This is a genomic window from Enterococcus sp. 3H8_DIV0648, from assembly GCF_002140655.1.
GTDB classification, from domain to species: Bacteria; Bacillota; Bacilli; order Lactobacillales; family Enterococcaceae; genus Enterococcus_A; species Enterococcus_A hulanensis.
In genome coordinates this window covers 3,439,573-3,458,548 of the sequence record NZ_NGLG01000001.1, presented here as the reverse complement: position 1 = coordinate 3,458,548, position 18,976 = coordinate 3,439,573, and the positions used below count along the sequence as shown (strand labels likewise).

Here is an 18,976-nt window from a genome sequence, read left to right as displayed (position 1 = left end):
CTTTCATTTCGTCCAATTTTTATATTGTTTTTCTCATTTACAACCGCTTTTATAGAGAAAAGCATAATAAAAAAACAGCGGCTAGCCTCTGTTTTTAGTCTCTATAGTAAGATTGGCGATTATAATCAAGCCAACAAGTTTCGATAATGTAAGAATATATCGACATATTGCGGTTATTTCCTTAGAAAGTACGTTTCGCGATCGTCACATATTTCTTCAATAAGTTTCCGCAAACAACAGATAAAGCGATAAAGATCATCCCAACGATAGTTCCCACGAATACTTGCGGAAAACCAGTTATATTTACGAACAAGACATTGAATGGAATGTGAAGAATTCCGAAGAAGTTCATCACTGCGACTGCTGGCAGACCAATCCCGATCATTCCAAAAGCCCCCGTCAATACAGACAAGATTGGTAAGATAAAGATTCCTGAGAAGACCACTGCGATCCCGCTGCCGATTCGTTCAATCACGTTTCCTTTGTTTCCGCCATTTTCACCATACATATTTTTTTTATTCATTTTTTGTTCCATTTTGAACACTCCTTTTTCTTTTTAATGTATTTATTTTTCTTACCAGAAAAATAAGTCTGTTTTTCAAGCCGTATACCATCCAACTAGCTGCTTCTTCCTTTTTGTTTGCGTCGACTTCTTGTGGGTCTCTCGCTCCCTAATTACTGGGAAAAGTTGGACTGGCATCCTTTTTCTTTTTAATGTATTTATTTTTCTTACTAGAAAAATAAGTCTGATTTTCAAGCCGCATACCATCCAACTAGCTGCTCCTTCCTTTTTGTTTGCGTCGACTTCTTGTGGGTCTCTCGCTCCCTAATTACTGGAAAAAGTTGGACTGGCATCCTTTTTCTTTTTAATGTATTTATTTTTTTGAAACATTGTTAACCATTTTCAATACCGAACGACGGTATGTATAACTTTAAAATAAAACTGCCTTTGATTGAAGGCAGAGATTATTTTTTTTGTTCGTAAAGCTTGCGAAATTTCTCTAGGCGTTCGATTGCGACCGCATCAAAAACTTCGATTCCTAATTTTGCCATCATTTCTTGGAATAATGCGAAACGATTGGCTACGTTGTTTGGATCATCCTCATGAATCAGTGGGATTAGCCAGATATTGATCAGCAGCAGGATCACTTCCGCTAATTCCTTGGGGTACTCTGTTTTGATCGAGCCATCCGCGATCCCCTCTTCAATGATCGGCTGCACATAGTGCGGAGCTGATTCTTTAAAAATCCCTTCTAACTGCATCACTAACATCTGAGGGTTTTTAATAAAATCTGGGGCCATCTGAAACATATCCTCTTGGCGTGGATTATCCAATGCCGATGTGAATAAGGCCTGAAGTTTTTCTAACCCAGTCATATTTGCATTTTTTTCAAGCCGCTTGATATGGTCTATTTCATTGTCGTTGCCTTGATACAGTTTATCCATCACACCATTCAAAATGTCTTCCTTTGATTTGAAGTGATGATAGATCGCACCTTTCGATAAGCCGCCAAGGTTATTGACGATATCTTGGATCGACGTATGCTCATAGCCTTTTTCTAAAAACAGCTGCATCGATACATCTAAAATCTTATTCACTGTTTCTTCTGGGTATTTGTTACGAGCCATGATTGACAACTCCTCATCCATACATTCGGTTGGTATGTATATAATATAATCTTTTACAATACTTTTGTCAACGCTTTTTCAAAAAAGATTTAAAATGTGTTTTTCATTGAAATTATTTCCTTCGCTGCCGCCTTGCGTGGAGCTTTCCTTTTAGCTGTTGATACCTTAAAAACTGCTGGCGTTCACGTTTTATTGCTTTATAGCGCTTGGGCTGTTTCTTATAAAATTCTTGATGATAGTTTTCCGCTGGCCAAAAGGTATCTGCTTCTTTGATTTCTGTAATGATCGGCTTGCTGTATCTGCCGGAAGCGATCACAGCTTGCTTTGTTTCTTCAGCGATCGCTTTTTGTTCTTTAGTTGTTGTAAAGACAATGGGACGATATTGCGCGCCGCGATCTTGAACTTGTCCAAAGGCATCCGTGGGATCGGTGATCTGCCAATAGAGGGCAATCAATTCTTGATAACTTACCACTCGTGTGTCAAAAATGATTTCCACGGCTTCGACATGTCCAGTCGCCCCGCTGCTGACTTGATCGTAGCTGGGATGCTCGACAGTGCCGCCAGTATAGCCAGATAAAACCGAGACGATCCCAGGCTGCGTTTCAAAAGGTTCCACCATGCACCAGAAGCAGCCGCCCGCAAAAATCGCCCGTTCTTGGTAAGCAGGATCAGTAACTAAGTGATGCTCTTTCACGGATTGGTCGACGCCGGTTTTCTCTCCGGTAATCAGCTGATAAAAATCCGTCACATCCGGTGTTAAATTATTTCGCAATGCTAACGGACGCAGCTCGGCCTCCAGCTTGGCTAGTTGTTCGTTGAAATTTGCTTGATTACCTAGCGCGTTTTTAGTCGTCGTTAATAAGTAGCGCTCCCACTCGCGAGTATTCGGATTCAAAATCAGATTATACAACTGCTTCAGTACTTCTTCTTGAGTCATTGACATGCGCTCCACTTCCTCACTGACTAAATTCATCTGCAATTTACCACAATTTGGGGAAATATTCGAATAGTAGGATTGGAGCAGCTATGTCTATTTCAAACAAAGAATATTACTCACAAAAAAAGGAAGGATCACAAAATTTGCGATCCTTCGTTTAACTATTACAGCAGTTCAAAACCTGCTTGCTGCGTATCATTGGCATTTCGACCGACAAAGACGATAAATTCGCCTGCTTCAGTGCCAAACTGCATATCTTTCATATAGTAGTATAAATCCTTTCGCTGAAGAGAAAACTCAACGATCTTTTCTTCATGCGGCAGCAATCTTACTTTTTGGTATTTTTTTAATTCCTTGATTGGCCGAACGACCGAGCCGGTAACATCCTGAATATACAGCTGAACTGTTTCCAACCGTTCATAGTCAGAAGCGTTTTTCAGCTTGATCGAGACAGTTAAATCATCGGTCATTTGCGTGGAGCTTAGTATCAGTTCGTCGTAAACTACCGTGCCATAACTCAAACCAAAACCAAATGGGAACAGCGGAGCATTTGAACTGTCTAAATACTTTGTAACAAATCGACCGCGATGCGTGCTGCTGTTCAGCGGACGCCCTGTTTTAAATTCATTGTAAGACATTGGCAGCTGACCAACATTTTCTGGAAAGCCCATGCTGAGTCTGCCGGATGGATTGACCTTGCCGAATAGAATATCGACAAGCGCATTTCCACCCTCAGTTCCCGGGAACCAGGCCTGGATAATGACATCCATCTGCTCAACCTCTTTAGCAAGCGTTAATGGCCGGCCGCTGATAGCGATCAAAATATTCTTTTTGCCTAATGCGACCATTTTCTCCATAAAATCTTTTTGTATCGTCGGTAATGAAATATCCGTGCGGCTGCCGGCTTCGCCGCTTTGCATCGTGTGTTCACCCATCGCATAAATGATGATGTCCGCATTTTTACCAGCCTCGAGTGCTTTGTTCAACGTCGCTTCCTGTTCTGCCTTCGACATTCCTAACGAATGGATCTGTTCTTTGGTTGCACCGAACTCTCCTAAAAACTGATAATCTGCTAGCAGGTCGCAGCCTTTTTCATAAGAGAATGCTTCTTTGCTTAGTTCTTTTTCGAGCGCCGCTTTAATGGAAACCACATCAGAGCTTTTTCCATGGACCGCCCACAACCCGATCAGATCCTGTTCATCGCCATAAGGTCCGACTAATAGAATTTTCTCCTGATTGGGTTTTAAAGGAAGCAGCTCCTCTTTGTTTTGCAATAAAACGATCGCTTCTTGGGCGACTTTGCGGGCCAAGCTTCTATTTTCTTCTGTTAATAAAGTCTGTTGTTCCCGCTGAACGGTGCTGCCGCGATAAGGATCTTCGAACAAGCCTAACTCATTTTTCAGTTTCAATACACGCCAAACTGCGTCATTGACTAATTCTGGATCGATGGCGCCTTCTTTGACTAACGGCTCCAGCTCATTGGCGTAGCAGCCGGTCTTCATATCGATATCATTCGTAGCCTTCATCGCTAACAAGGTCGCTTCCCGTTCATCTTTGGCAACACCGTGAGCAATCAATTCTTGGACAGCAGCGTAATCAGAAATGATCACTCCGTCAAAGCCCCATTCGTTGCGGAGAATTTCTTTCAATAAGAACTCATTGCCTGTGGCAGGCATACCATCATACGTATTGAAGGAGGTCATGACTAATTTCGCTCCCGCATCAACTGCCGACTTATACCCGCTTAAATAATCCTGTCTTAAACGACGTTCGCTCATATCCACGGTATTGTATTCTCGGCCGGCCTCTGCGGCTCCATAAGCAGCAAAGTGTTTGACACAAGAAGCGATTCCTTCAAACCTTTCACCTTGTTCCTGCTGCAATCCGCGAACCATCGCTTCTGCAAAGTCAGCATTCAATTGAGGGTCCTCTCCTGTTGATTCTAAAGAGCGTCCCCAGCGAGCATCGCGAACTAAATCCACCATTGGTGCATACGTTACATGAGCACCAGCAGAACGTGATTCTCGAGCAATGACACTATAGGCCTCCTCGATCAGCTCAGGATTCCACGTCGCACCTAAGCCTAATGGAATCGGAAAAATCGTGCGATAGCCGTAGATAATATCGGCCATAAACAGCAGCGGGATTTTATGCCGGCTCTTTTTTAAGTATTTCTCTTGGATGGTGCGGGTCGTTTCAGCTCCTGTGACATTCAAAACAGAACCGACAACATCGATCGTTTCCTGCGTAATGCCTAATTTCTTTTTCGGTCCAACCGCTAATTCTTCACTATGGAAGAAATCACCAGATAGTTGGACCAATTGACCGACTTTTTCCGTCCACGTCAATGAATCCAGCAGCTCTTTTAGTTTTGCTTCTTGCATTAGTCATTAACTCCTTCAGCAGCTTGTTCTTCCTTATAGGTACGCATATCTAGGCGTTTGAACCACGGGTACCATAAAACCGGCGACAAGACTAATTGGATAAATAATTGTAATAAAATGATCGAGATGCTGCCTTCGACCGCTGCGTGGAAGCCGAGCGGCAACCCAAAGATCGCTTGAACTCCAATAAATTTTGCGACGATTCCGAGTTTGGTCAGTACATAGGCCAAGGTCAATGCGATGGCATTGTTGGTAATAAAAGGAAATGCCAGATCAAAATTCAATACTAATGGTGTCCCAAAAATGACTGGTTCAGTGATTCCAAACATCGCGGGAACGATCGATATCTTTCCGACTTGGCGATATTGCTGGCTCTTAGCCCGCAGCATCAGCAGCACTAATCCCAAACCTAAGCCGCTCCAAGTAATGATATTAAAGAATGCCAGACCTACGATGTTCGGCGGAGTCAATCCCGCCTGAACCGCATTCAAGTTTTCCAAGTCCATCGCTAACCATAAGGGTGTAACCAGCGGCAATATCACATTGGTTCCATGAATCCCGAAGAACCATAAAACTTGCTGCAGCAGACTTAATAAGATCATCACTGCGATCGAACCGCCCACACCTTTCAACGGTTCTTGGATAATGCTGTAAACAAATTGATGCATACTGCCAAACGCTGTCAGACTAAACAATAAATCAACAATAGCAAATAATAGTCCAATCAAAATCGTTGGGATCAATGCTTCGAATGTCTTTGTCACCATAGGCGGCACACCAGCCGGCATCTTGATCGTCCAGCCGCGATGCTTAATCGCTAAGTATAAACGAGCGCTTACAATCCCGACGATCAGCGCAGAGAACACGCCTTGAGCGCCTAGCCAGTTCGTTGGAATCCCCATTGAATCATCCGCCATTTTACCTAAAGGAGTAATGATCAGAAAACTAATCAAGGAAATTACCGAGGCAGAAATCGGGTCTTCGTCTTCATCCAATTTTTTTACTAAGTGATACGCAATTAATACCGCGATATAGACCGCTAAAGCACCAAGCGTCATGGTATTTACTTTAGACAACAGTTCAGTCAGCTTATTCAGCTTTGCTAAGGCTGGAACCATCCCCATCAAGACAACGATCAATACCGACATTGAACCAATGAAAAGCGGACCCAAGGTTGCCATCATGGCACCGGATATTGCCTGCAGGTACGGGTTGGCACCCAGCTTATCAAACCATGGATTCAGTTTGTTAAATAGATTTGTGAATTTTTCTTTCAATGTTGCTCCTCCTCATCAAACGATTGTTATAACGCTTTCATTATAGAATCGTTAGTGGTTCCAAGTCGTTCCGCTTTTTTACGACAAAGTGGAAATTTAATTACTTTTTTTGAGAAACTGCTGGCGAAACTTTTGCGGCGACATACCAAATTTATTGCGAAAAACGTTGTAAAACGTCTTATTCGTCGCAAAGCCATTATTCAACCCAATTTCCAAAATCGTTTTATCAGTGTCCCGCATTTCCTTGTAAGCGGCATCTAATCGAATAGAATTGAGGTATTCAGTAAAGGTGATTCCCATAAATTTTTTGTAGAAACGCGAAAAATACGACGGATTATAATTAAATATTTTTGCTACCTCTTCGATCATCAAATTTTGCGTGTGATGATCTTGAATATATTGGTTGACCACTTTCATTTTCTCCAAGTATTTAAAGGATTTGATCTCGTAAATATTGGCACTAGAAAATGTATTACTTTCGCAAAGAATGGCTAACAATTCATAAATCTTCGCTTTCACGTACAAACGATTGACTAAATCAGCCGAAGAAAAATTCTGATAGATGAACAGCAAACAAGCCAGCGCCTCTGAGTATTGCTGATCGGGGATCGCCTTGAACAAAAACTGCTTGAGATACTGCTCCTCGGTGATTCTTTGCAGATATTCCAAAGGAAACTGGATCACTAAACACTCGCCTAAAACCGGACTTCTCGTTGAATGAACATGATTCGAATTGATAATAATGAATTCCTGCGCCTTTAAATGATAGGTTTGTCCTGCGAAAATGACCTCCAGTTCACCAGAAAAGCAAAAAAGCAGCTCTAAGCTTTCATGCCAATGGGGCGGAATCAGACGGTCGGATGATTTTGAATGAAACGAAAAGATTTTATACGGGTAATTATCTGTTGGTGAGATTTTTTCATACTTCATATTCCTACCTCGCTTTTCCAAATTTTATTACTTGTAACGTACCCAATCCGCTAAAATTAAGCAAAAGAAAAACTCAAGGAGCAACCAATTTGGTTTTTTCCTTGAGCTTTTAATTTTAATCGATTATCAAGATATTACAATCGAAGCTGCGCTTAAATATGCAAAATCCCTTTGATCTTACGGAAGGACACGCTGTAGATGATCAGCTGATAAATGAGTATCAAGCCAAGCAGGGCGCTGTCCATCATCAGCGCACGAATTTCATTGCTGGTGATTTGTCCGTCATTCACTCCAAAGATCAGCAGCGTAAAGGCATAGATCATGAGCGCTGCCACAAGTGTAGGAACAACGAATAATTTATTTAATTGATTGATCACACATTTGCGAATGTAGCGATTGTTCGCGCCTAAACGCTTCAAGTCTTCAAACAGCTGCTGATTGGTCAAACCAATCGTAATACTTCTCGTATAAGAGATTACTCCGACAGCTGCTAAACAAATGATCGCAACATAAATGAAGACTAAGAAATAAACCGCTGTGGTTTGAAAGAAGGTGTTTTGCACCAAAATCTTCATCATGGGATAATACTTCCAATACTCCATTAGATCATGATTTTCCACTATAAGTTTCATTTTCTCGCCATAATCGTAGCGCTGATTTTCAGTCAAAGCTTTTGATTCTTGATAGGCATCATAATTTTTTTGGACCGCCATCTTTGGTGATGCTTTTGAAAGAAACACTTGATACAGTTCTTGAGCAAAGGGATACGACGCCTCCACATCTGCCACATTAAATAGAATCTGTTTTATTTGATGCTTTGCATTTAACTGACTGGTGATTTTATGATAATCCTGATCATTCAAAATATATCGCGAATTGCCGTTATTGATCAATTGCTGAGAAGCGATGGTACCGGCAAACTTTAGCGCTGTCTTTTGTTTGGTCACTGGATTCGTTACTTGATCCATATCGCTATCTTTTTCAAAAAAGCTTTCTGTCGCTTCTTTTCCTTTGATCTTGTAATATGTTCCTTCTGGTATCACCAGCTTTTGCTTCATTTCTTGATTGAAGGTCGTCGCGTCGATAAAATCGGCTAAGCGATAATCCGAGATGTATTCTTCTTTTAACTTGCCGTCATCTGTCCAGTCCCGTTCAACACCGCTGATTATAAGCTCTGAAAAGATGATTTCTTGATATCCTTTGATTTTAACATCGTGTTTTTTCGCGAGTCGGTAGATAGCTGCTTGATCCACCTCATCTTCTGAAAGCTGATAATGCAATGTATAATCAGCAGGTGATTCTAAAACAGATTGCCTTGAATTGGCTAGCTGCGGCGGGTAAAAGCTGGCAAAGATGCTGGCAGCCAGCAATAAAGCGACAATACTCATATTGCGAACCGTTTGACGTCCTTGAAATTTCATCATATTTGCAGCGATCAAATGATTATAATACTGCTGCGGATTACGGCCGCGTTTGTTTTTCATAATCGTATAGGTCATGATCCGATAAATTCCCACTAAAGAAAGCAAATAGGTTAAATTCCAGAGAGCGGGAAGCTGAAAGCCCATGTAGCCCACAACGGTCCTTCCAACAAATCCTAAAAGAACGCCAGCAGCTAACAGGACAACACCCGAAACCCCATACTTAGTAGTGACAGGGCGCAATGGCTCACTCGTTTGCTGATGGTATAAAATCTCCATCATATCTGTTCGACGGATAAAACGGTACAGCTGGAACAAAACTAAAATCATCGAAACAAGGCCAAATGCAGCTCCGATGGCAACACCGGTAAATGATAACCCTAAAGTCATGTCGCCAAGATTCGACAACACCAGTTGAAAAATCCGCCAAATCAGAAAAGCTAAACCAATCCCGAATAAAACTCCGCTGACAATGCACGCCAGCATCAATTGCAGCAGCTCGATCGTTAGTTTTTTGGCTAAATAATTCTTTTTGGCCCCTAAGGCTAAAAAGACTCCCGTTTCACGGCTTTTATATTTTAAAAACAAGCCGGCTGAGTAGACGATAAAAATCAGACACCCAGCCAGTGCGATCGCAAAGATCATCATGACTTGCTTCCGACTGTCTCCTCCGACTGGCAGCGTCTGCTGGACGAGTGTACTATACAGCATCACCGCATAGGAAGTGATTAATAGCACCGAAAAAGTCATGCAGAACACAAATTGCAGATAATTGCGCTGATTGTATTTCCGCAGCTTCTTTAATAAATCAGACATGGATAGCTTCATCAGGATTGCCCTCCAATTCTTTTAATATTTGGAGCAATTCGTCAAAGAATTGTTGTCTGGTACCCTTTCTTACCAGCTCGGTAAAAATCGTACCGTCCTTCATAACCAATACGCGATCACAATAGCTCGCTGAAAAGGTATCGTGGGTCACCATGAAGATCGTTGCTCCTAATGTACGTTTGGCTTCGATAAAGGCTTCGATCACAGTATCACGAGATTTACTATCAAGATTTCCAGTCGGTTCATCGGCTAATAAGATCAGCGGATCATTCATCAACGCTCTGGCTACTGCCGTCCGCTGTTTTTGTCCGCCAGAGATTTCCACCGGATATTTGTTGGCAATCGAATCGATCCCAAATAATTGGAGCAGCTTCGTCACCTTCTGTTCCATCGGACGATACGGTGCTTGCGTGATTACTTTAGGGACACAGACATTTTCAAAGATCGTCAATCCATCCAGCAGCATAAAATCCTGAAAAACAAAGCCTAGCTTCTTATTGCGTACCTCAGCCATCGCTTCTTCATCCAAATTCGCCAACAAAGTATCATCTAAACGAATCTCCCCTTTTTCATAGGGAATAAAACAGGAAATACAGTTTAATAAGGTCGTTTTCCCGCTTCCTGACGGTCCCATTACCGCTACAAATTCACTTTCATCGATGGTAAAGGTCACGTCCTTCAACACGTCATACTGGACCCCGCCAGTATGAAAACTTTTGTATAAATGATCCACAGTTAGCATTTTTCTTCCTCCTATTTAACAGAGCTGACACTCTTGTTTGCTATACCCTTATTCTAAGAAAATCGATCGCTTTTACCTATGAGTCATTTTGTAAACTTTGACGCTTTTTATGTCATTTTTGGTTATCTTTTAATGATATAATGATGAAAAATGGAGGGTCGTGAAATGTTAAAGGTTGTTTGTTGTGATGATGAAAAAGAAATGCGCAAAGCATTGATAAAAATAATTGAGCCGGCCTTGCAGCTGCAAGGCCTTGACTATCAGGTTAGTGAGTTTTCTTCGGGGGAAGAATTACTTAGCAGCAGCCGGCAAGAAGCCATTGATCTGCTTTTTTTAGATATTGAAATGAACACTTTGGATGGCATCGAAACAGCCAAGCGGCTGCGAAAAATCAATCAGCATGCGGTGATCGTCTTTATCACAGCTTTTGCTGATTTTGTCTTTCAAGGATATGAAGTGAAAGCCTTGAATTACCTATTGAAGCCTTATGGCGAGGAAAAGATCATTGAGGTTTTACATAAAGCCCTAGATGAGCTGGAGACGGCCCAGCCTAAATATTTTGTCGTCGAGCAAAAAGCCGGTGCCACTAAAATAGCGCTGAAGGATATCTGCTATTTCACCAGTGACCGCCGCATGCTTACAGTAGTAACCGTCAAAGATTCCTGCACCTTTTATGGAAAGCTGAGCGAGCTCCGGCTGCCTGATCACTTTCTCAGAATTCACAATCGCTTTTTAGTCAATTTGAACTATGTGGATCAAGTCGAGTCCGCTTTTCTTTATTGCAATCGGGAACAATTACCCATCAGCAGGAAATACCGTCAGTCGCTGATGGTCAGCTTTGCTAAGAACATGTTAGGGTAGGTGGTCGAATGATTATAATTAAAATCCTTGTTAATCAGGGGACTGCTTTACTTGGGTCGTATTTTCTTTATCAGCTGATCGCGACATTTATTCCTGTTAAAGAAAATCAGTTCCTTCAATTACTGCTTTTTTTTATAAATTTTATTGCCATATCGTTGCCTATTTATCCCAATGATGCGACAAATGTATGCTTTATCTTTCTGTTTTTTTCGGCCGCTTTTCTATTGTTTTTAAAAGGCCCCGTCATACACAAAATTTCTTTAGTGCTGTCTTTATATCCCTTTATTGTGGCATTGAACTTTTTATTGGAAGACATCGGAATGAGGATTTGGCTGGCTGGAGGAAAAATGCTCGCTTTGGATTATTTTCTGCATGGAACAGCGCATTTGCTGCGGGGCTTGATTTGGTACGGCATGTATCGCTTTTTCAGCTATTCATTGCCCTATGCAAAAACGCAGATTCCCGCTAAGTTATGGCTGATCCTTGATTTTATCTGCTTGACGCCGCTAATTGCCATGATCAGTTTGATTATCTTTACCCCGTCAGATGCACGAATGATCTATCCGGCTGCTTTTGCTTGTATTCTGACCAGCATCTGCAGTTTGTATATGACCGGTCACATCGCGAAAAGCTTTCGCTACAAATTAGAAAATCAAAGTTTGCAAATGCAAAAGGAGTATTATCAGGAATTAGAAGGGAATCAAAAACAGCTGCGGAAAATTCATCATGATATGAATAATCACTTTAGCGTCATGCTCAATTTGATGCGAGAAGAACAGCCGGAGCAGGCCGAGGAATATTTAGCAAATTTAACAAAACAGCATAGCCTCGCTAATCATATTTTTTGTAAAAATAGTATCGTCAATGCCGTTTTGAATGCCAAATATCAAATGATGCAGGACTATCAAATCAAGTGTTCGATGCAGTTAGACATTGATACGCTGATAACGATCGATGATATTAGTCTCTGTTCGTTGTTTGGCAATACGCTGGATAATGCGATTGAAGCCGCGAAGGACGCAGCGAAAAAGGAGATTACCTTAAAGGCTAGATACTATAACGGCTTTTTCAGCTATGAGATCAAGAATACGAAGAATAAAGAAATCCAGAAAAAAGGAAATCGCTTTTTCTCTACCAAGGAACAGCCGGACGAGCACGGCATTGGGCTGCAAGCCGTGAAATCAATTGTTGAAAGCTATGACGGCACCTTGGATATCACCTACGATGAAAAACGCTTTTCCGTAGTTGTCTTAATCAGCGATATTTAAAAAGCGAAGTGGCACCTAATAAACTAGGTCACTTCGCTTTTTTGCTTATAGTAATTCTTTTCTTAATGTCGCATCATCGACTGGTGATAAGTATTTTGGTGCGATATCCAATACGGTAAAGGCACCGTATTGTTTTTCTGCCGCCAAGCGAACACATGCTCTGGCATAAGCAACTAATACACTGGCAGTAAATTCAGGATTGCTTTCTAGTTGAAGATTGTATTCGATCACTTGCTTCGTGTTCTCATGAGTTTTCCCTGTCCGTAAGACCGTTCCCCCGTGAGGCATTGCACGGTGATCGCGCTTCAGTTCTGCTGCTGAAATAAAATGAACGATCGTATCGTATTCATCAAAGTAATTCGGCATCGTCACGATTTCTTCTTTGATCGCCGCTTCATCAGCGTCTGCTTCTAAGACCACGAAACACTCCCGCAAATGTTTGTCTCGAGTCGTCAATTCCAGCTTTTCACCGGCTTTTAATTTCTCGATAACTTCACTTTTAGGGATCGTATATTGGATCGCGTCGGCAACGCCTTTGATTCTTCTCAAGGCATCAGAGTGCCCTTGGCTGACACCTTTGCCCCAGAAAGTATAGGTCTCGCCTTCTGGTAAAATACTTTGAGCATACAAACGATTCAAGCTGAACAAGCCGGGGTCCCAGCCTGTCGAGATCACTGAAACAGTTTGACTTTCTTTCGCCGCCTGATCGACATTGGCGAAATGTTCAGGAATTTTCGCATGGGTATCAAAGCTGTCGATCGTATTGAAGTTTTTCGTAATCGCTGGTGTTTGGACAGGCAAGTCGGTCGCCGAACCGCCACATAAAATACAAACATCGATTTTGCCTTTTTGTGCTTCCAGCTCATCTAACGTATAGACTGAAGCGCCATCGGTCTGCACGGTCGCTGGATCTCTTCTTGAGAATACTCCGACTAGTTCCATATCTGCATTCTGCTTCAACGCTCGTTCCACACCGCGCCCTAAGTTTCCATATCCGACAATTGCTATTTTGATCATTCGTTGTCCTCCTAATCCTATTTATTAGAATTATACTATAAATAGAAGATTAGCATTAGAAAAATCTCATTCCGTAAAAAGGAAGCTGCTTTAAGAACCTCTCAAGTCCTTTAAACTAAATCATATTTAAGCAAGCTGTCAACGGCAGTCAGCACCGCATCCTCTTTGGTTCCGATCGGTTTCCAGCCCAAAACCTCTCTGGCTTTTGCATTGCTGACATTGCGGTTCATCTCAGCCATGAATTGCCCTTCTTTCGCTGTCGCATTAAAGTGAGAGGCTATTTTCAGCAATCCATTAGGCATTGTTCTTTTCGAAACCTGTTCAGCTAATTGCGGACGTTCTTTCCGTATTAAGGCCGCGATCTCCGGCATCGAGATCATGCCGTCCGTCGAGGCAATGAAACGCTGTCCGGCGGCGGCCGGTGTGGTCATTGCTCGAATGTGCAGATCAACAACATCCCGGACATCGACTACGTTCAATTGGATATTCGGAATCATCTTCATCGAACCGCCGGCGATCCCCTTCAATAAATCAAAGCTGCCGGAAACATGGCTGTCTAGTGATGGTCCAAAAATCGCCACGGGATTGATCGTCGCAAATTCCAAGCCGTTCCCTTCTGTTTCAATAAACTTCCAAGCCGCTTTTTCGGCTAATAGTTTTGATTTTTCATACGCGGAAAGACCCTTGGCTTTTTCATCGGTCCAATCCTTTTCAGTGGTAACAGATTGCCAGTCCTGATTAGTAAAACCCACCGCGCCGAAATTCGAAGTCATTACGACCCGTTTCACCTTTGTACGAGTCGCTGCTTTTAAGATGCGGATGATTCCTTCAATCGCAGGCCGAATCACTTCTGTTTCATCCTTGGGAATCTCAAAGAACACAGGTGAGGCAACACTTAATACATAATCGCGATCTGCCATCGCCGCCTCCCAATTATCATCCTTTGAAAGATCCGCTTCGATAAATGAAAGCTGATCAAAATTCGATACCCCATTATTCCGCAAGGTAGTAAACACCTTGTCTTTGCTTTTCAATGAACGCACCGTTGTCCGAACATCGTAGCCTTTGTTTAATAATTGCAAGAGCATTTGCATGCCTAAAAAGCCTGTGCCGCCTGTTACTAATACTTTGTCTGTCATCGTTGAAGACCTCCATCAATTTTTACCTACTTTAAACCCTGAACCATGGTTTATGGCAAGAGAATTGACCAAAAAAGTTTTGACTGTCATTTTACTAAAGTAAGAAAGGCTTCGCGAACTCGCTCAGCTTTTGAGCAATAAGACCAAAATATTTCTAAATTGCTTCTCAAATTTCGAAATATTTTTGCTTATTGCCGATAAAGCTAGTTCGTGAAGCCAGACATGGATATACCCGCTACAAAGCGATTTATTCATGTTGAAATTCTATACTTTCTTTATAGTCAAAAAACCAAGAAACGGATGACTGCGTGCAATCCATTTCTTGGTTTTTAATTGATAAATCAGCTAGAAATTCTCATTCAGGCATTTTTCAACATCGACCTTATTGTTCTTACATTGCGCCCCTTTTAAAACAAAGTCTTCGTTATACTCACCAACACTTCTCTCCGTATTAGTATGTCTCGCTTTATCCTCGGTAATATCATAAAGGTAATAATAGTATCGCTCAAACGGTTCCCCGTCAATCTCCTCATAATACTTATGCTTTACAGAAAACTGTACCATCGACTGGGTGTCCGGCAACGAAAAGACCTCATCGTCACTCTCTCCTTCTACCTGCACATCCATGTCATCTGTATCTAAGTGATAGTTTCCGCCTTTACTTGTAACTACCTTGATTTGTTCGGCACTTCCGTTTTCATTTTCAGAAATAAAAGCAATCAGATAGTTTTTCTCATGTTTCTCGCTGGCATAAAACCAGACAGTGTCATAGTCCTCAGAATTATTCTTATTGTATAGTTTCTGAAGCTTCCCCTTCATATCCATTGCACTACCCTTGTCCAATGAACTGCTTGTTTCCTGTGCTGCTGATGTTTGTTTGGTTGTACTTTCTTGATTCTGCTTTTCAGTGCTGTCGTTCTGACAGGCAGATAAAGAAAATACCGCTAAAACAAACAAAACCCCAATAAATTTTTTCATTTTCACTCCTCCTTTACTACTTCAAAGATAGCAGAACAGGCGGGGTAATAAAAGCTTTCTTGATATATACGAACGAAAAAAAACGCAGGCAGCTTACATAAAATAGCTGCTGCCTGCTGTTTATATTGTTTATAATAGATGATTGTCCTTCAACACATCGCCGATATAGGTATGTTCCACTTTCTTAACGAAATGTTCCAGCACTTTTTTCTCAACGAATGGCAGATCCATTTCAGAAAGCTTCTTACGATCGCTCAAATAATAAACCGAGTTGGCTAAGGTCCGAATATCATACGCTGAAGCGAAGACTTCAGGCACGCCGCGTTCGATGTCTAAGAAGGAATAGACAGCTTCCATCGCAGTTCGAACAGAATACTCAGTGGTGAAAACTGTATCTCGTTCCGTTTCGGCGAAGTTTCCGATAAAGGCCAAGTTTTCCGACCCGTTTGGAATCACTAATGGGCGGTCGCCTGGTTCCCGCAGCATGAAGTATGACGTGATAAACGGCATATACACTGGGGTCACAACACAAGATTCTTCAGAAAATTTCTTGATGTCGTCTTCTGGCACACCTAAGTGATACATCAATTCTTGTACGATCTCTTGGCCGCTGCATTGCTCGATCGGTTTCTTGATGTAGTTTCCGGGAGTATTAGACAATAAGCCATAGACCCAAGTGACGGTTTGCTGATCGTTTTGTTCCTTGAAATGCGGTTGGCGGTGGGTTGCAAAGCTCATTAACCAATTGGAGTCTTTGATGGTAATAATCCCGCCGGTCACGATTCTTCCGGTACGCAATTTCCGTTTGGTCAAGCGTGAAATATAAGGTTCGATATCAAAGTTTTCCCAAGTGACTGTTGCCGAAACAAACCAGCTTTCATCCGGCAAATTCTCGCAAAAGACTTCTGGATGACCGAATTCTGGTGATTGCTTCGCCAAGTTTTTCCATAGATTCCAGCTGCCGCCTAATTCATGAGTAATTGGCGCAGGTGTATGGTGATCGCCTTCTGTGGAACTTTCAGTGATCGAACCATTAGTAACAAAGACCAGATCATTTTCTGTCAGTTCGATTTCTTCGGCTTTGCCTGAACGAGTCAGCAAGATTTTCTTCGCGACCTTTTTGTCAGGTGTCGCTTCGACTTGGATATTGTTGATCTTGGTTTCGTATTGGAAATCAACTCCGTGATCATTCAAAAATGACAACAATGGTTTTACTAATGAGTCATATTGATTGTAGCGGGTAAATTTCAAGGCGGTAAAGTCCGGCAAGCCTTTGATATGATGGATGAAACGCATCACGTAGCGACGCATTTCGATCGCTGAATGCCATTTTTCAAAGGCAAACATCGAGCACCAGTACAGCCAAAAGTTGGATGCAAAGAATTCTTCGCCAAATACATCTTCGATCTTCTTGCCGATCAATTGATCCTCTGAGGTCATAAACAAATCGACTAATTCCTTTTGGGCTTTTTTCGACAAAGTAAAGTCGCCATCATCCTCTGCCCGTTCGCCGCGGTTATAAATGATCCGGCAATTTGATGAATTGGGATCATCATGGTCCAACCAATAAAATTCATCCAAGACGGACGCATCTTCTACTTCCAATGACGGTACAGAGCGGAATAGATCCCATAAACATTCAAAATGATTTTCCATTTCACGTCCGCCGCGGGTCACAAAACCATCGTGGGGAATGAATTTTCCATCCAAGGAACCGCCGGATAAGGAAAGCTCTTCAAAAATGTGAATCCGGTCACCCTTCATTTGGCCATCTCTGATCAGAAAAACAGCAGCGGCTAATCCAGCCAATCCAGCACCAACAATATATGCGCTCTTCTCATCAACGCCTGCTGGTTTTCTCGGTCTAGCAAAAGCTTCGTAATTTCCATTCGTATATCTCATGATGTTCCCTCCTCTAATAATCTAGTTTCAGCATACCAGCAGGGAATTTTTAATGAAAACAAGACGCTCTTGCGTTTTGGAAAAACTAGACTATTTCGCCAATTTGTCTAAAAAATCTGATCAATAACTCAAAAAAATCAGCCGAAATGAATTTTCTCCGCAAAAAATCACTCAAACACTTTTGACTAGTCGCGCTTCGCAAAAAGAAAACTAGCATTTCTATTTTTGCCCAGACTAAAGAAGCCTGATTGACTCAAATTTTTTTCAATCATGCAGTTTCTTTGATTGGTCAAAACAGCGACTTAACTATTTCCGTTTTTTCTTTTTCTTCTTTTTACCGCTCTGCTTGGCGGCTTCTCGTTGAAGGCGTCTGTTTTCTCGTTCCTTTTCTATCTGGGCCTCGCTTTTGCCATAGCGCATATGAGAGGTATCTGGTTTTTTCGGCAAATCTAGCGGCTTATTCGTCTTTTTCTTCGCGGCGGGCTGTGCCTTTGCTTCATCTTTACTTTTACCTGAGGTCGGCGGATTCACTGGTGAAGCGGATTCATTTTCACTTGAGGTTTCAGCTTTTTTAGCCTTTTTTGCTGATGGGGCGCGGTTTCCAAGCCGTTCTGTTGGCGATAATTCTTCTATCAAGGCTTTGTCATCATCAGATTTTTGATCAGCCGATAATATTTGACCTGTTTCATTTTTGACTGACGTGCTGTGAACAGACTGCTTTTGAATTTTTTCTTGTTGAGGTGTGCTCTTTTCAGTATCATCTGTTGCTTCGGACACTGCCGCTTTCTTTTCCTTGCGGCTATTATGAGCAGATGCGATAGTCATTCCCGGTGTTTTATAGCTGACATATTCAACAAATTTTCTCACTCCGGCATTTTCAAAAACCGTCAGGATCGACAAAGTCCGTAAAATATTCTCGGTCTGTTCTTCGTTTTTCGTTGGATCTGTATCAGGAATCGTCAATTTATGCTTTTTCCCGGCAGCGTCTTCAAAAACAGATTCCACATGATAAACAAGACCTTCCCTGCGATTATTGAGAGTGCCGTCTTTTCCTAAATAGTTATTATAGAAACGCGCTTCTTTGGTACTGTCGAAATAAGTTGACTCATTCTTGAACATTTTTTTGATGAGCTCTTTCCATTCGCCTCCGCTAAAGCAATGCTTGAAAAATGGACTGTATTGGCGCAGCGTATCATTCGGCTCTGAGGTAAGATAGATTTCTCGAGCCAACTCCTTTAGCTGCTCCGTAAAGATCCCTTGACTAAGAGCATTCCGCACAAGGATGGCTACCATATACTGAATCAATTGCTCAATATTTTTCGTCTGCTCGTAAAACATTTGTACTCGTTTGGTTAAACTCTCTTTTTTCATCAAAAATACCTGTCTTTGCCCTAATTTCACTGCCTCCATATTTTCAGTCCCCCACTTACAATTAATATTTTAAGAAATCGTTTTCTTTATTTTTTATAAACCTATAATACAAATTAAATACTGTCTCTTATACACATCTAGATGTGTATAAAAGTTAACGAGCAGGGTGAATCATTAGCCGGAGCGACCTTTGAGATTCTGAAAGCAGATGGCTCAGAAACGGGGCTGAAAGCTGACACAGACGATGAAGGCAAGCTGACCTTTACTGGATTGCCATTGGGCGATTATCTGT

Annotated in this window: 15 protein-coding genes and 1 pseudogene; 3 read left to right on the top strand and 13 right to left on the bottom strand. The window is 41.8% G+C overall.

The genetic code is table 11. From position 1 onward, the window contains the following. Window positions 1-181: 181 nt before the first annotated feature. The 8 genes from A5875_RS15760 to A5875_RS15725 all read right to left on the bottom strand — a co-directional run bounded on the left by A5875_RS15760 (window position 182) and on the right by A5875_RS15725 (window position 10,148). A complete protein-coding gene (locus A5875_RS15760) occupies window positions 182-535 on the bottom strand; it encodes a hypothetical protein (RefSeq protein ID WP_088934466.1) in 354 nt (117 codons plus the stop codon). A gap of 431 nt (window positions 536-966) precedes the next feature. After that, window positions 967-1,629, bottom strand: a complete 663-nt coding sequence (locus A5875_RS15755) for a TetR/AcrR family transcriptional regulator (RefSeq protein WP_088934465.1) — start codon at window positions 1,627-1,629, stop codon at window positions 967-969. A gap of 112 nt (window positions 1,630-1,741) precedes the next feature. Continuing rightward, window positions 1,742-2,572: a peptide-methionine (S)-S-oxide reductase MsrA gene (gene msrA / locus A5875_RS15750; RefSeq protein ID WP_088934464.1), complete on the bottom strand. Its 831-nt coding sequence runs from the start codon at window positions 2,570-2,572 to the stop codon at window positions 1,742-1,744. Window positions 2,573-2,730: 158 nt separating this feature from the next. Further along, window positions 2,731-4,950: a beta-glucosidase BglX gene (bglX, locus tag A5875_RS15745; RefSeq protein ID WP_088934463.1), complete on the bottom strand. Its 2,220-nt coding sequence runs from the start codon at window positions 4,948-4,950 to the stop codon at window positions 2,731-2,733. Beyond that, window positions 4,950-6,227: a PTS sugar transporter subunit IIC gene (locus A5875_RS15740; protein ID WP_088934462.1), complete on the bottom strand. Its 1,278-nt coding sequence runs from the start codon at window positions 6,225-6,227 to the stop codon at window positions 4,950-4,952. The genes bglX and A5875_RS15740 overlap by 1 nt, the downstream gene beginning before the upstream one ends. Window positions 6,228-6,323: 96 nt before the next feature. After that, window positions 6,324-7,157 carry a helix-turn-helix transcriptional regulator gene (locus A5875_RS15735; protein WP_088934461.1) on the bottom strand — a complete coding sequence of 278 codons (834 nt, stop codon included), beginning with the start codon at window positions 7,155-7,157 and terminating at the stop codon, window positions 6,324-6,326. Between the two features lie 152 nt (window positions 7,158-7,309). After that, window positions 7,310-9,406 (bottom strand): FtsX-like permease family protein, encoded by a 2,097-nt coding sequence (locus A5875_RS15730; protein ID WP_088934460.1) that lies wholly within the window; start codon window positions 9,404-9,406, stop codon window positions 7,310-7,312. Further along, window positions 9,387-10,148, bottom strand: a complete 762-nt coding sequence (locus tag A5875_RS15725; protein WP_088934459.1) for an ABC transporter ATP-binding protein — start codon at window positions 10,146-10,148, stop codon at window positions 9,387-9,389. Before A5875_RS15725 ends, A5875_RS15730 begins: the two co-directional genes overlap by 20 nt. A gap of 165 nt (window positions 10,149-10,313) precedes the next feature. Between A5875_RS15725 and A5875_RS15720 the strand changes: the two genes are divergently transcribed. Both A5875_RS15720 and A5875_RS15715 read left to right on the top strand, forming a co-directional pair. After that, window positions 10,314-11,009: a LytR/AlgR family response regulator transcription factor gene (locus A5875_RS15720; RefSeq protein ID WP_088934458.1), complete on the top strand. Its 696-nt coding sequence runs from the start codon at window positions 10,314-10,316 to the stop codon at window positions 11,007-11,009. Window positions 11,010-11,017: 8 nt separating this feature from the next. After that, the gene (locus tag A5875_RS15715) at window positions 11,018-12,277 is read left to right on the top strand and encodes a sensor histidine kinase (RefSeq protein WP_088934457.1); all 1,260 of its coding nucleotides are present in this window, start codon (window positions 11,018-11,020) and stop codon (window positions 12,275-12,277) included. A 45-nt stretch (window positions 12,278-12,322) separates the two neighbouring features. On the opposite strand, the gene A5875_RS15710 is transcribed toward A5875_RS15715, so the two are convergent. The 5 genes from A5875_RS15710 to A5875_RS15690 form a co-directional block, all read right to left on the bottom strand. Beyond that, window positions 12,323-13,294 carry a diaminopimelate dehydrogenase gene (locus A5875_RS15710; protein WP_088934456.1) on the bottom strand — a complete coding sequence of 324 codons (972 nt, stop codon included), beginning with the start codon at window positions 13,292-13,294 and terminating at the stop codon, window positions 12,323-12,325. A gap of 110 nt (window positions 13,295-13,404) precedes the next feature. Further along, on the bottom strand, window positions 13,405-14,433 hold the full coding sequence (locus A5875_RS15705; protein WP_088934455.1) for an NAD-dependent epimerase/dehydratase family protein: 1,029 nt from the start codon (window positions 14,431-14,433) through the stop codon (window positions 13,405-13,407). 345 nt (window positions 14,434-14,778) lie between these two features. Next, window positions 14,779-15,411 (bottom strand): hypothetical protein, encoded by a 633-nt coding sequence (locus A5875_RS15700; protein WP_088934454.1) that lies wholly within the window; start codon window positions 15,409-15,411, stop codon window positions 14,779-14,781. 129 nt (window positions 15,412-15,540) lie between these two features. Continuing rightward, window positions 15,541-17,313, bottom strand: a complete 1,773-nt coding sequence (locus A5875_RS15695; protein ID WP_088934453.1) for an oleate hydratase — start codon at window positions 17,311-17,313, stop codon at window positions 15,541-15,543. Window positions 17,314-17,619: 306 nt separating this feature from the next. Beyond that, window positions 17,620-18,723, bottom strand: coding sequence for a hypothetical protein (locus A5875_RS15690; RefSeq protein ID WP_088934452.1), 1,104 nt, complete (start codon window positions 18,721-18,723; stop codon window positions 17,620-17,622). A 108-nt stretch (window positions 18,724-18,831) separates the two neighbouring features. Between A5875_RS15690 and A5875_RS24335 the strand changes: the two are divergent. Beyond that, a pseudogene (locus A5875_RS24335) lies at window positions 18,832-18,976 on the top strand (prealbumin-like fold domain-containing protein); the annotation flags it as partial.